Annotated in this window: 11 protein-coding genes; 10 read left to right on the top strand and 1 reads right to left on the bottom strand. The window is 71.1% G+C overall.

What is annotated here, in order from left to right; translation table 11 throughout:
- Nucleotides 1-29 precede the first annotated feature (29 nt).
- The 10 genes from ppsR to FV226_RS16050 all read left to right on the top strand — a co-directional run bounded on the left by ppsR (nt 30) and on the right by FV226_RS16050 (nt 12,490).
- Nucleotides 30-1,469, top strand: coding sequence for a transcriptional regulator PpsR (gene ppsR, locus FV226_RS16095; protein ID WP_147763716.1), 1,440 nt, complete (start codon nt 30-32; stop codon nt 1,467-1,469).
- 228 nt (nt 1,470-1,697) lie between these two features.
- Complete coding sequence (gene chlG / locus FV226_RS16090; RefSeq protein ID WP_147752936.1) at nt 1,698-2,579, top strand: chlorophyll synthase ChlG; 882 nt, start codon at nt 1,698-1,700, stop codon at nt 2,577-2,579.
- A 44-nt stretch (nt 2,580-2,623) separates the two neighbouring features.
- Entirely contained in the window at nt 2,624-3,946 is a 1,323-nt protein-coding gene (locus tag FV226_RS16085; RefSeq protein ID WP_246691626.1) for a BCD family MFS transporter, read from the top strand.
- 73 nt (nt 3,947-4,019) lie between these two features.
- Nucleotides 4,020-5,204 (top strand): geranylgeranyl diphosphate reductase, encoded by a 1,185-nt coding sequence (locus FV226_RS16080; protein WP_147763695.1) that lies wholly within the window; start codon nt 4,020-4,022, stop codon nt 5,202-5,204.
- A gap of 11 nt (nt 5,205-5,215) precedes the next feature.
- Nucleotides 5,216-5,683, top strand: a complete 468-nt coding sequence (locus tag FV226_RS16075; protein ID WP_147763694.1) for a TspO/MBR family protein — start codon at nt 5,216-5,218, stop codon at nt 5,681-5,683.
- On the top strand, nt 5,683-6,039 hold the full coding sequence (locus FV226_RS16070) for a hypothetical protein (protein ID WP_147763715.1): 357 nt from the start codon (nt 5,683-5,685) through the stop codon (nt 6,037-6,039). The genes FV226_RS16075 and FV226_RS16070 overlap by 1 nt, the downstream gene beginning before the upstream one ends.
- 42 nt (nt 6,040-6,081) lie before the next feature.
- Nucleotides 6,082-7,659 carry a c-type cytochrome gene (locus FV226_RS16065; protein ID WP_147763693.1) on the top strand — a complete coding sequence of 526 codons (1,578 nt, stop codon included), beginning with the start codon at nt 6,082-6,084 and terminating at the stop codon, nt 7,657-7,659.
- Nucleotides 7,660-7,795: 136 nt separating this feature from the next.
- Nucleotides 7,796-9,184, top strand: coding sequence for a dihydrolipoyl dehydrogenase (locus FV226_RS16060; RefSeq protein WP_147763692.1), 1,389 nt, complete (start codon nt 7,796-7,798; stop codon nt 9,182-9,184).
- 115 nt (nt 9,185-9,299) lie between these two features.
- Nucleotides 9,300-11,909: a histidine kinase dimerization/phosphoacceptor domain -containing protein gene (locus tag FV226_RS16055; protein WP_147763691.1), complete on the top strand. Its 2,610-nt coding sequence runs from the start codon at nt 9,300-9,302 to the stop codon at nt 11,907-11,909.
- Complete coding sequence (locus FV226_RS16050; RefSeq protein WP_147763690.1) at nt 11,906-12,490, top strand: biliverdin-producing heme oxygenase; 585 nt, start codon at nt 11,906-11,908, stop codon at nt 12,488-12,490. The genes FV226_RS16055 and FV226_RS16050 overlap by 4 nt, the downstream gene beginning before the upstream one ends.
- 13 nt (nt 12,491-12,503) lie before the next feature.
- On the opposite strand, the gene gmk is transcribed toward FV226_RS16050, so the two are convergent.
- Nucleotides 12,504-13,175, bottom strand: coding sequence for a guanylate kinase (gmk, locus tag FV226_RS16045; protein ID WP_147763714.1), 672 nt, complete (start codon nt 13,173-13,175; stop codon nt 12,504-12,506).
- Nucleotides 13,176-13,217 lie beyond the last annotated feature (42 nt).

The raw sequence follows: 13,217 nt of genomic DNA, 5'->3' as shown, positions 1-13,217 counted from the left end.
ACTTCACGAAGCGGTGAGACTTGACCGGCTTGGCCACCCACGCTGCGCAGAACCCCTCCGCAGCCCTGAGCAAGACCCTGGCGGCCCTCGGCGGAGAGGCGGCGGGTCTTCTCGTTGCGGCTGCGACGGACCTGTCGTTGGTCGTCGACGCGGATGGCATCATCCGCGACGCGGCCTTCGCTGCGCCGGATCTTGCGGGCCAGGGCTGTGACACCTGGCTCGGACGGCGGTGGATCGACACCGTCACCGTCGAGAGCCGGCCGAAGATCGACGCGCTGATGCGCGATGCGGCGCCGGACGGCGTGACCCGCTGGCGCCAGGTCAACCACCCTTCCGTCTCCGGTGAGGATCTGCCGATTCGCTACGCCGCGATGCGGTTGGGCTCGGACGGCTCGATCATCGCCATCGGCCGCAACCTCCTCGCCATGGCCTCGCTGCAGCGCAAGCTCGTCGAGACCCAGCAGGCGCTGGAGCGCGACTACCTCCGCCTGCGCGGTGCGGAGACCCGCTACCGCATGCTGTTCCAGCTCGGCAGCGAGCCGGTGCTCGTGGTCGACGCGGCCACCCGCCGGGTCACCGAGATCAATCCCGCCGCCGTCCGGCTCGTCGGCCGCGCCGAGAAGCGGATCCTCGGGCAGGATGTGGTCGAGCTGTTCGAGGCGGCGAGCGCGCGTGAGATCGAGCTGCTGTTCGCCGGCCTGCGCGCCACCGGCAAGGCCGAGGACCTCGAGGCCCGGCTTGGCGGAAGCCGCGGACCGGCGCGGATCTCGGCCTCTTTGTTCCGACAGGGCAGCTCGGCGAGCGTGCTGCTTCGCGTCAGCGACGCCGCCATCGTCGGCGCCGATTCGGCGCGCGCTCGCGGCCCGCTCCTCGACGTGATCGAGGGCATTCCCGAAGGGTTCGTCGTCACCGATCTGTCGCGGCGCATCCTCACCGCCAACGGCGCCTTCCTCGATCTCGCCCAGATCGCGACCGTGGAGCAGGCGCGCGGCGAGCTGATCGACCGCTGGATCGGCCGCGAGGAGACCGAGGCCGCCACCCTGTTCGCGACGCTGGCCGAGCACGGCTCGGTCCGGCACTTCGCCACCGGCCTGCGCGGCGTGCTCGGCTCCGTCGAGGAGGTCGAGGTCGCCGCCGTCGCCGTGCCGAACGCGCGGCCGCCCTGCCTCGGCTTCACCATCCGCGGCACCCCGCGCCGCGCCGTGGCCGCCGCGGCGCCGGGCTCGCACGAGCTGCCGCGCTCGGTCGAGCAGATGACCGAGCTCGTCGGCCGCGTCTCGATGAAGAATCTCGTGCGCGAGACCACCGATTTGATCGAGCGCCTGTGCATCGAGGCCGCCCTGCGGATCACCCGCGACAACCGCGCCTCGGCCGCGGAGATGCTCGGGCTCAGTCGCCAGGGACTCTACGCCAAGCTGCGCCGCTACGGCATCGGCGACCTCGACGGGCCGGACTTTCCCGACGCCTGACCCTCGCATGCGGGACGACGACCGTGTTGCCCGCGCGCACGTCACCGTCCCTCCGGAGCATGCCTTCGGCGACGAAAGCCGGCGTCGATCGAATCCCTCGACCCACACCGCCAGGCACGGACGAGATGTCTGGCGGGACGTTTCGCAGCCGGGTGTGTCAAAAACTTTGACCGTTCGAACTGTCATCTTCGCTTGACACCTTGGGTGCCGGAAACCTAGCCTCCGGACATGGCGACACCGGCTCCCAGTGCACTCGTCGAACTGCTCAAGCCGATCACGTGGTTCGCGCCGATGTGGGCCTTCGCCTGCGGCGTGGTCTCGTCGGGGCAGCCGACCCATGGGCAATGGCCGGTGATCATGGCCGGCGTCGTCCTCGCCGGGCCGTTGGTCTGCGCCACGAGCCAGGCGGTCAACGACTGGTACGACCGCCACGTCGACGCCATCAACGAACCGAACCGCCCGATTCCCTCCGGCCGCATGCCGGGGCGCTGGGGGCTCTACGTCGCCGCGGCCTGGACCGGCCTGTCGCTCCTCGTCGCCGCCGCGCTCGGGCCTTGGATCCTCGGCGCTGCGATCTTCGGCCTCGTCCTGGCCTGGCTCTACAGCGCGCCGCCGATGCGCCTGAAGAGCAACGGCTGGTGGGGCAACTCGGCGGTGGCGATCTGCTACGAGGGGCTGCCCTGGTTCACGGGCGCCGCCGTCATGGCTGCGACCGTCCCCGACCACCGCGTCCTGATCGTCGCCGCCCTGTACTCGATCGGCGCTCACGGCATCATGACCCTGAACGACTTCAAGTCGGTGGAGGGCGACACCCTCACCGGCATCCGCTCGCTTCCGGTCCAGCTCGGCATCCCCGGGGCCGCCCGCTTCGCCTGTCTGGTGATGGCGGTGCCGCAGGCAGCGGTGATCGCGTTCCTCTTCGCCTGGAGCCGCGGGTGGCACGCGGCGATCGTCGCGATGCTGCTCCTTGGGCAGATCGCACTGATGCGCCGCCTGCTCGCGGCGCCGCGCGAGAAGGCCGCCTGGTACAACGGCACCGGCACCACCCTCTACGTGCTTGGCATGCTGGTCGCCGCCTTCGCGCTCCGTCCGCTCGTGGGAGTGCCGTGATGGCCGCCTTGTCCTCGTCCACGGTGTCATCCGGGTTCTCCTGGATGCAAATCGTCCGCCTAGGGCTGGTCCAAACCGCGCTTGGCGCGGTCGTGGTGCTGATGACCTCGACCATCAACCGGGTGATGGTGGTGGAGCTGGCGCTGCCTGCGATCGTGCCGGGCGCCCTTGTCGCCCTCCACTACGCGGTCCAAGTGCTGCGCCCGCGCTGGGGCTACGGCTCCGACGTCGGCGGCCGCCGCACCCCCTGGATCGTCGGCGGCATGGCCGCGCTGGCGCTCGGCGGCTTCCTCGCCGCGGTGGCGACCGCGCTGGCCGAGACCAACCTTTTCGCCGGCCTCGCCCTCGCGGTGCTGGCCTTCTTCTCCGTCGGTATCGGCGCGGGCGCAGCCGGCACCTCGCTCCTGGTTCTTCTCGCCACCGGCGTCGAGGACCGGCGCCGGGGCGCGGCGGCGACGATCGTCTGGGTGATGATGATCGCCGGTTTCGCGGTCACGGCGCCGCTCGCCGGGCACTTCCTCGATCCGTTCTCCGGGGCGCGGCTGATGGCGGTCTCGGGCACTGTCTCCCTCGCGGCGTTCGTCCTCGCGTGCCTGGCTGTGCGCGGCGTCGAGCCCGCCGCCGCGCCGGCGCGCGCGGAGCCCGCCGGCCCGGCCAAGGCGCCGTTCCGGACGGTGCTCGCCAAGGTCTGGGCCGAACCGGCCTCGCGCCGCTTCACTGTGTTCATCTTCGTGGCGATGCTGGCCTACAGCGCCCAGGAGCTGATCCTCGAACCCTTCGCCGGCCTCGTCTTCGCGATGACGCCGGGCACGACCACCAAGCTCGCCGGCCTGCAGCACGGCGGCGTGCTCGCCGGCATGCTAATGGTCGCCGGGCTGACCATGGGCGTCGGCGGTCCCTGGCTCGGCTCGCTCAAGCTCTGGACGGCTTTGGGCTGCGCCGGCTCCGGCGCGATGCTCGCCGGGATCGCCGCCGGCGGCCTCGTCGGGCCGGACTTCCCGTTGCGCGCCGTGGTCTTCGGCCTCGGCCTGTTCAACGGCGTCTTCGCGGTCGCCGCGATCGGATCGATGATGGCGCTCGCGGGCGCCGGCGGTGAGGCCGAGCGCGGCACCCGCATGGGCGTCTGGGGCGCGGCGCAGGGCGTGGCCTTCGGCGCGGGCGGCTTCCTCGGCACGGTCGCGGTGGACCTCGCGCGCCTCGTCACGCCTGAGGCGGTTCAGGCCTACGCCGCGGTCTTCCTCGCCGAGGCGCTGCTCTTCGTGCTCGCCACCGTGATCGCTTTGCGGATCGAGCATGCGGGCGCGACGCGCGTGCCGCGCGGGCAGCGCGAGCGAACGCTGAAGCTTCAACTGGAACCCCGATTCTAAGCCGATGTCGGACCTGACCTCTTCGGGCGCCGTCGCGCCGGATCCATCAGAAAAACGCGCCAGGGAGCACAGCATGTCCGAGGCCGCCGAATTCTTCGATTGCGTCGTGGTCGGCGGTGGCCCTGCGGGCGCCACCACCGCCACGGACCTCGCCCGGATGGGGCGCAGCGTGCTGCTCCTCGACAAGCCCGGGCGGATCAAGCCCTGCGGCGGCGCGATCCCGCCGCGCGCGATTCGCGACTTCGCCATCCCCGACGCGCAGATCGTCGCCCGCATCAAGCTCGCACGGATGATCGCGCCCTCCGACACGGCCGTCGACATGCCGGTCGGCGACGGCTTCGTCGGGATGGTCGATCGCGAGCATTTCGATCCGTGGCTGCGCGACCGGGCCTCGCTCGCCGGTGCCGACTACCGCCCCGGCACCTACGAGCGCATCGTCCGCGACGCCGACGGGACCACGGTCCACTACCGCGTCGGCGACGCGGCGCACGCAGTCCGGACCAAGCTGGTGATCGGCGCCGACGGCGCCTCCTCGCCGGTGGGACGGGCCGAGATCCCGGACCATGCCGGGATGAAACAGGTCTTCGCCTATCACGAGATCGTCCGCCCGCCCGCGGACGGCAGCGGGAGCTTCGCGGCCACGCGCTGCGACGTGTTCTACCAGGGCAAGCACTCGCCCGACTTCTACGCCTGGATCTTCCCGCACGGCGACACGATCAGCATCGGGACCGGCTCGGCCAAGAAGGGCTTCTCGCTCCGCACCGCGATCCGGAACCTGCGCGAGTCGACCGGGCTCGCGGCCGGAAAGACGGTCCGGCGCGAGGGCGCGCCGCTGCCGCTGAAGCCGCTCAAGAAGTGGGATAACGGGCGCGACGTGCTGCTGACCGGGGACGCCGCCGGCATCGTCGCTCCGGCGTCGGGCGAGGGCATCTACTACGCGATGCTCGGCGGACGTCTCGCGGCCGAGGCGGCCGAGGCTTTCCTCACCACGGGCGACGTCCGCGCCCTCACCCAGGCGCGCCGCCGCTTCATGAAGCTGCACGGGCGCGTGTTCCTGATCCTGCGGATCATGCAGGCCGTCTGGTACCGCAACGACGCCCTGAGGGAGCGCTTCGTCTCGATCTGCCGCGACAAGGACGTGCAGCAGCTCACCTGGGAAAGCTACATGAACAAGGAGCTGGTGCGAAAGAAGCCGATGGCCCACGTGAAGATCTTCTTCAAGGACATGGCGCACCTGTTCCGCTGGGTCTCGCCTTGAGCGAGGTCTGGATGCCGGCCACGGTCGCCACCCTGTCCGCGCTCGTGGTGGCGCTGGCCGGCGGCGTGCTGACCACCACCGGCCCCTGGTACCGCGCCCTGCGCAACCCGGCCTGGAAGCCGCCGGACTGGGCCTTCGGGCCGGTCTGGGCGACGATCTTCACCCTGTGCGTCGTCTCCGCCGTCATCGCCTGGAACGAGGCCGACGAGCCGCAGCGCGTCGCGCTGCTCGCGGCCTACGCCGTCAACAGCGTCCTCAACATCGCGTGGAGCGCCCTGTTCTTCCGTGCGGAGCGGCCGGACTGGGCGTTCTTCGAGCTCGTCCTGCTCTGGCTTTCCGTGGTCGCCCTGATCGCCGTGACGCTGCCGGTCTCGGGGCTCGCGGCCCTGCTGCTCGCGCCCTATCTCGCCTGGGTGACGGTGGCCGGCGTCCTCAACCGCGCGATCGTCCGGCTCAACGGCCCGTTCGGAGCCGCATGATGGCGGCGTGGTTCGCGAGCGGACGGATCGTCGATGCGATCCTCGTCCTCGTGGCGATCGAAGCGATCGTTCTGCTCGCGCTGCGGCATCGGACTGGCCGTGGGCCGGCTCCGCTCGCGCTTCTGTGCAACCTTGGTTCGGGTGCGGCGCTGATGCTCGCCGTACGGGCGGCCCTGGTCCAGGCCCCGTGGCCGGTCGTCGCGGGCTGGATGCTCGCATCGCTGGTCGCACACCTCGGGGACCTCGTGCCGCGCCTGCGCAGCCGCGAGCACCTGACGCTTGGTCGCACCGCACAGGCCAGCGCGACAGGAACTTCCGTCTCGGCGGGTGCGTTCAACGCGCGACCGCCAAGCTGAATTATTATGCTTCTCAATTGCGGCTATCGGAGATTGGGCATCATGCGTCGCATCCTCGCTGTGGCCGCAACCTCCGGTTTCCTGCTCGGTTCCGCCGTGCCGATCGACGCCTTCGCCCAGGGCGCGGACCAGGACCTGGTCAAGCGCGGCGAGTACCTCGTCACCGCCGGCGATTGCGTCGCCTGCCACACGGGGCCGAGCGGCAAGCGATTGGCCGGCAACTACATTCTCAACACGCCGATCGGGAAGATCCGCACCCCCAACCTAACGCCGGACGACGAGACCGGCCTCGGCAAGTGGACGGAGGCGGACTTCGTGAAGGCGATGCACGAGGGCATCGACAACGAGGGGCACTACCTCTACCCGGCCTTCCCCTTTGCTTGGTACACCAAGGTCACGACCGACGACGTGAAAGCAATCTGGGCGTACCTGCGCTCGCTCGAGCCGGTGAAGGAGCCGCGCAAGGACAACGAGATCCCGTTCCCCTTCAACATCCGCACCGCGCTGATCACCTGGCGGACCGCCTTCTTCACGTCGGGCGAGTGGAAGCCCGACCCGAAGGCCACCGCCGAGGTCAACCGCGGTGGCTATCTCGTCGAGGGGCTCGGCCACTGCGGCATGTGTCACAACGAAAATAAGATCGTCGGCAACAGCAGCCTGGCCGGCAAGCTCGGCGGCGGCGTCATCGATGGCTGGTACGCCCCGAACATCACCCCCGACGACCACCAGGGGATCGGCTCCTGGAGCGAGGAGCAGGTGGTGACCTACCTCAAGACCGGCACGGCGCCCGGCAACCAGCCCGGCGTCGCGGCCGGCCCGATGCGCCAGACCATCGAGGAATCGCTCTCGAAGATGACCGACGCCGACCTGAAGGCGATGGTCGCGTACCTGCGGACCTACCAGGCCAAGCAGACGTACAAATCCAAGGACCTCCAGGCCTTCGACACCAAGGGCGCACCCGGTGCCGGCGTCTACTTGAGCTACTGCTCGTCTTGCCACCAGCCCGACGGCAAGGGTGTCGAGGGCGCGATTCCGGCGCTCGCCGGCAACACCTCGGTCCAGTCGGCCGGCCCGGAGACGGTACTGCGCGTGATCTACGGCGGGCTCGGCGCCCAGAGCGGCTACGCGCCGATGACGGCGATCGGCCAGGGCATGACCGACCAGCAGGTCGCTGACGTGACCGATTACATCCGCAACTCCTGGGGCAACAGTGCGCCCGTCCTGAAGTCCGGCGTGGCGGCCGACGCTCGCAAGGCGACGAGCACCATGCTCGCCGGCAACGCGCCCTGCGCCGAGATCGAACAGCCGGATGTGGCGAAGGCCGTGGCCGACGCCGACGCCATCGGGCAGTTGAAGGGCCTCAAGCAGGAGGACTTCATCCCGCGGATCGATGCGCTCCTGCCGAAGATCAAGTCCGCGCTCCCCGCCGGGCGGGACGACGACATCGTCAACGGCCTGACGACCGCGTTCTGCAAGGCTGCGAAGCCTGATACCGACGACGTGAAGCTGCCTTGGCACACCACCATCGGCAGCTTCAGCAACCTCGTCTACAGTCAGCTGAAGAACCCCGAGAAGCAGGCCAGCACCATGCCGGCCCCGGCGATGCCGAAGCCGAACTGAGCGGCGGGCAACCGGTCGCGGGCCGGCCCTCGAACCCACACAGGGTTCGAGGCGTTGGCCGCCCGCGCCGACGAGGGGAGGTCCGAGGGGATTTCGACCCGTCGCCCGGACCCGCGATCCCGCCCGTTGGACGATCATGACCCACCAGAGCTGTGACGTCGCGGTGATCGGAGCCGGCACCGCGGGGCTCGCCGCGTTCCGGGCCGCCGAGGCGGCGGGCGCCCACGCCGTCCTGATCGAGCGCGGGCCGGGCGGCACAACCTGCGCGCGCGTCGGCTGCATGCCCTCGAAGCTGCTCGTCGCCGCGGCCACGGCGGCCCACGACGCCCGGCACGCGAGCCTGTTCGGCGTCGCGGTTGCGGGCGTGTCGATCGACGGTCCCGCGGTGATGGCGCGGGTGCGGGCCGAGCGCGACCGCTTCGTCGCCGCGGTGCTCGATGGGGTCGACGCCATCCCGAAGGCCAAGCGGCTGGCCGGCGAGGCCCGCTTCCTCGATGCCCGGACCCTCGCGGTCGGCGACGGCCTTCGGGTCGCCTTCCATGCCGCGGTGATCGCGACGGGGTCGAGCCCGCGCATGCCGAAGCCGCTTCGGACCCTCGGCGACGCGGTCCTGACCACCGACACGGTGTTCGAGCGTCCCGACCTCCCGGAAACCCTGGCGGTGGTCGGCGGCGGCCCGGTCGGCATCGAGATCGCCCAGGCGATGGCGCGGCTCGGCGTGGCCGTCAGCGTGTTCGACACCGGGTTCGGCCTCGCCGGTCTGAGCGAGCCGAGCCTCCAGCAGCAGGCCGCCGCGATCTTCGCAGACGAGATGGCCCTTCACCTCGGCTCGGAACTCGTCGCGGCCGAGCCCGTCGCCGGCGGCGCAGAACTGACGTGGACGGAGGCGGACGGCGCCCGGCGCACGCAGACCTTCGCGCGGGTGCTTTCCGCCGCAGGGCGGCCACCCAACCTGCAAGGCCTCGGGCTCGCGGAGGTCGGCCTTCGCCTCGACGAATCAGGCATGCCGGACTTCGACGCACGAACCCTCCTCTGCGCGGGCGCGCCGATCCTGATCGCGGGCGACGCCAACGCGGTGCTGCCGGTCCTGCACGAGGCCAGTCGCCAGGGCGGCATCGCCGGCCGGAACGCCGCTGCGCTCGCCGTAGGCTCCAGCCTCGAAGCGCCGGAACCCTGGCCGGCGCTCGCCATGGTGTTCACCCATCCGCAGGCGGCGAGCGTCGGGGCGGCGTTCGATGCCGATGCGGACTGCGTCGTCGGCGGGATGCGGTTCGACGACCAGGGCCGGGCGCGGGTCGAAGGCGTCAACCGCGGCGGCATCCGGCTCTGGGCGGATCGGAGCGGGCGCCTGCTTGGCGGCGAGATGTTCGGGCCGTCCTGCGAGCACCTCGCGCACCTCCTCGCCCACGCGATCGGCGATGGCCTGACCGCCCAGGCGATGCGGGCGCGGCCGATCTACCATCCCACGGTCGAAGAGGGGCTTGCGAGCGCATTGTCTGATCTCATACAAAGACTTGAGCGCTGATCGCATCGCGCGGCATCGTCGTGCTCGAACGCGTCGCGCGGCGTAGTGCGGACGCCATTGCGCCCGCCCGTCCCACGGGTCATACCGGGCCGCAGATGAGCCGGTCCCATTCCTGATGACGACGATCGTTGCCGACGGCGATGCGATCGACATGGACGCCATGACGGCCGAACAGCGCGACGGCCTCGACATCGGGGTGATCGGGCTCGACGCCGCCGGGACGATCGTGTCGTTCAGCGAGGGCGCGAGCGCGCTCACCGGACTGTCGAGCGACGCCGTGGTCGGCCGCAACTACTTCCGCGAGGTGGTGCCCAGCACCAACGTGCCGAGCTTCTTCGGTCGCTTCCTCTCGGGCACGCGCCGCGGGCAGCTCGACGAGAGCTTCGACTTCGTGTTCGGGCGCATGCCGCAGCCGCTGCGCGCCCGGGTGCGGATGCGGCGCGGGGCTGCCGTCACCTGGCTGACGATCAGCCCAGTCGAGACCCTCGGCGCCGGCCAGCCGCGCGAGGCGGTGATGGCTGCCATCGGCCGCCGGGTCCGGGCCGAGCCGGTCGATCCGCAGCTGTGCGAGCGCGAGCCGATCCACATCCCCGGCTCGATCCAGCCGAACGCTGTGATGCTGGCGGCCGACGCCGGCACGCTGGAGATCCTGGCCCACAGCACCAACGTCCGCGACGTGCTGAGCCGTGCGCCCGAGCGGATCGCCGGCCTGCCGCTCTCCGATGTGCTGCCGAGCGCCTTCGTCGAGACGATCCGCCAGCGGCTGGCCAGCGCCACCCTCGACGACGGGCGCTCGATCCGCCGTACGATCAAGCTCGCCGGCGACGACCGCGCCAGCTACTACGCCATCGTCCACGCCCATTCCGGCCGGGTCATCGTCGAGCTGGAGCTCGAACCCGAGCATCCGGAGGATTTCCGGGTCGCGACCCAGACCGATTCGGAACTCGCCGTCACCCGGCTCCGCGCCGCCGAGACTCTGAACGGCGCCGCCCGCATCGCCGCCCTCGAAGTCCGTGCGCTCACCGGCTTCGAATGCGTGCTGGTCTACCGCTTCGATAGCGACTGGAACGGCGAGGCCATCGCCGAGGACAAGGTGCCGGACTGGTCGCGCGCCCTGCTCGGCCTGCGGTTTCCAGCCTCCGACATCCCGGCCCAGGCGCGCGCGCTCTACACCAAGGCCAAGAGCCGCTTCGTAATCGACCGCGATTCGGTGCCGGTGCCGCTGGTCGCGGCACCTGCGGCCGGTAACGGGCCGATCGACCTCACCTTCGCGCAGCATCGGACGCTGTCGCCGATCCACCTGGAGTACCAGCGCAACCTCGGCGTGAACGGCTCGATGTCGATCTCGATCATGGTCGAGGGGCGGCTCTGGGGTTTGATGATCGGCCATCACCGCCATCCGCACTACGTCGCCCCCGAGACCCGTGCCGCCGCGACGGTGCTGACCGACGCCTTCGCCATGCGGGTGCAGGAGATCGAGGCACGCCGGCTCTGGACCGAGCGGCAGGCGCATCTCGACACCGAAGGACGCCTGGTCCGCGGCCTCACGCGCTCGGACGACTTCGTCGCCGCGCTCACCGCCGGCTCGACCACCCTCCTCGACCTGTTCGGCTCGACGGGCGCGGCCATCGTCTCGGGCGCCCGCGCGACGCTGATCGGCGCGACGCCGCCCGAGGAGGCCGTCCGCGCCATCGGCGACTGGCTGAAGCAGACGCTGGCGCCGGCCGAGACGACCTACGCGGACGCCAACTTCCCCACGCAGTGTCCCGCCGCCGCCGCGCACCGCGAGATCGCCAGCGGGCTGCTCGCCGCCTTCGTCGACGAGTCGCGCGAGCACCTGCTGTTGTGGTTCCGGCCGGAGGTGTCGAGCACGGTGACGTGGAGCGGCGACCCCCGGAAGCCCGTGCTCGCCGGCAGCGGGCCCGTCGCGGTACTGCCGCGGCGCTCGTTCGAGCGCTGGGTCGAGGAGCGCACGGGCTTCGCCACCCCCTGGGCCGACTGGCAGGTCTCGCTGGCCGGCTCGCTGGCCCACGCGGTCGAGGGCGTCGTGTTGCGCCAGCGCCGAAAGATCGACGAGCTCACCGGCCTCCTCGCCGAGAAGGAGCGCCTGCTCGCCCAGAAGGATCTGCTGACCCGCGAGATCGACCACCGGGTGAAGAACTCGCTCCAGATCGTCTCGGCCTTCCTGCAGATGCAGCGGCGCCAAGTCACCGATCCGGCCGCCCGGCAGGCCTTCGCCGACACCTCCGCCCGGGTGATGAGCGTCGCCCGCGTCCACGACAGCCTCTACCAGGCGGAGAACGTCGAGGAGGTCGACCTCGGCCAGACCATCGAGGCTCTGTGCGCCGACCTCGCCGGCATGGCCGGCGGCGGACACGCCGTCGACCTCACCGCCGAGCCCGGCCTGATGGTGCCTTACCGCAAGGCGGTGGCGCTCTCGCTGATCGCGACCGAGCTCGTGACCAACGCCTTCAAGTACGCCGCCAAGCCGGAAGGCGTCGGCCGCGTCGCGGTCACCGTCTCGGGCCACGGCGCAGGCACCGTGCGGCTGCGCGTCTGCGACGACGGCGAGGGCCTGCCCGAGGGCTGGTCGGAGACCAAGCCCCGCGCCAACGGCACCGGGGTCGGCCTCGGGATGAAGCTGATCCGGGCGATGCTCGACCAGATCAACGCCCGCCTCGACGTCGACAACGCGCCCGGCGCCTGCTTCACGATCACGGCGTGAGCCTGCACCAGCGGCTGCGCGCCGCGACCGCCTCGGCGCACCAGGGCCTCGAAGACGCGCTCGACTGGCGCGCGCGCGTCGCCACCCGGGACGGGTATCGCGACCTCCTTGCCCGCTTCCACGGCTTCCATTCGGCTTACGAGCCGGCGATCGGCGACGCCCTCGCCGACGCGGCGTTCTGGGGTCCGCGGCGGCGGCTGGCCGCGTTGGAGGCGGACCTCGCCCATCTCGGCATGCTTGAACCCGACATCGCCGCCCTGCCCCAGCCCTCGGGCGTCACTTTCGCGGACGCCGCGGCGGCGATGGGCGCGCTCTACGTGCTCGAAGGCTCGACGCTCGGCGGCCAGGTCATCGGCCGGCACATCGGCGCGCTCCACGGGTTCGCGGATGCGGGCCTCGTCTATTACCGCGCACATGGACGGCAGACGGGCCTGATGTGGAACGCGTTCCGAGCGCGGCTCGACCTCCTGTCGAGCGACGCGGAGGCGGAGGCGGCGCTTGCCACCGGCACCGCGACGTTCGACGCGCTCAAGGCCTGGCTCTGCGCGCCGGACACGTCCGCCGCGCATCGGGTGGGATGAGGGGCGGCCCGCCTCAGCCCTCGCGGTCCTTTCCGAGCAGCCCGTCCACGAAGGTTTCGAGGCCGGTCCGGCGCGTCCGCTTCAGGCGCTCGGCGGCCAGGATGCCGCGCAGGGCGTCGAAGGCGTTCTGCAAGTCGTCGTTGACGATGACGTAGTCGTACTCGCTCCAGCGCTGGATCTCGACGCGGGCGTTGGCGAGGCGCTTCTCGATCGTCTCCGGGCTGTCCTCGGCGCGGCGTTCCAGGCGGTGGCGCAGCTCCTCCAGGCTCGGCGGCAGGATGAACACCGTCACCACGTCGTCGGCGAGCTTGCCGCGCACCTGGCGGGTGCCCTGGTAGTCGATGTCGAAGATCATGTCCCGGCCGGCGCTGAGCACCTTCTCCACTGGGCGCCGCGGCGTCCCGTAGAAGTTGCCGTGGACCTCGGCCCATTCGAGCAGGTCGTCGCGGGCGCGCAGGTCCTCGAAGGCCTCGCGCTCGATAAAGTGGTAGTGGCGCCCGGCGATCTCGGAGGGGCGCCGGGCCCGGGTCGTCACCGAGATCGACAGGTCGAGGCCCCAGCCGCCGTCGTCGGCGATGGCGCGCGTGAGCGTGGTCTTGCCGGCGCCGGAGGGCGAGGACAGGATCAGGATCAGCCCGCGGCGGGCGATGGAATCCGAGACCGACTGCGAGGGGGCGTCCGTCATCCGCATGCCCCGGCCGTGTTCCGTGCGCCCATCGCCCCGCCC

This window comes from Methylobacterium sp. WL12 (assembly GCF_008039475.1).
In the GTDB taxonomy this organism is placed as follows: Bacteria; Pseudomonadota; Alphaproteobacteria; order Rhizobiales; family Beijerinckiaceae; genus Methylobacterium; species Methylobacterium cerastii.
Note: the sequence above shows the minus strand (reverse complement) of the source record. Positions and strands in the feature narration are given on the sequence as shown.

What these genes read in the sequence shown, in the direction of transcription:
- chlG (WP_147752936.1), top strand. Translation starts at nt 1,698, where the DNA reads ATGGCGACACCGGCTCCCAGTGCACTCGTCGAACTGCTCAAGCCGATC.
- FV226_RS16085 (WP_246691626.1), top strand. Translation starts at nt 2,624, where the DNA reads ATGCAAATCGTCCGCCTAGGGCTGGTCCAAACCGCGCTTGGCGCGGTC.
- FV226_RS16080 (WP_147763695.1), top strand. Translation starts at nt 4,020, where the DNA reads ATGTCCGAGGCCGCCGAATTCTTCGATTGCGTCGTGGTCGGCGGTGGC.
- FV226_RS16075 (WP_147763694.1), top strand. Translation starts at nt 5,216, where the DNA reads ATGCCGGCCACGGTCGCCACCCTGTCCGCGCTCGTGGTGGCGCTGGCC.
- FV226_RS16070 (WP_147763715.1), top strand. Translation starts at nt 5,683, where the DNA reads ATGGCGGCGTGGTTCGCGAGCGGACGGATCGTCGATGCGATCCTCGTC.
- FV226_RS16065 (WP_147763693.1), top strand. Translation starts at nt 6,082, where the DNA reads ATGCGTCGCATCCTCGCTGTGGCCGCAACCTCCGGTTTCCTGCTCGGT.
- FV226_RS16060 (WP_147763692.1), top strand. Translation starts at nt 7,796, where the DNA reads ATGACCCACCAGAGCTGTGACGTCGCGGTGATCGGAGCCGGCACCGCG.
- FV226_RS16055 (WP_147763691.1), top strand. Translation starts at nt 9,300, where the DNA reads ATGACGACGATCGTTGCCGACGGCGATGCGATCGACATGGACGCCATG.
- gmk (WP_147763714.1), bottom strand. Translation starts at nt 13,175, where the DNA reads ATGACGGACGCCCCCTCGCAGTCGGTCTCGGATTCCATCGCCCGCCGC.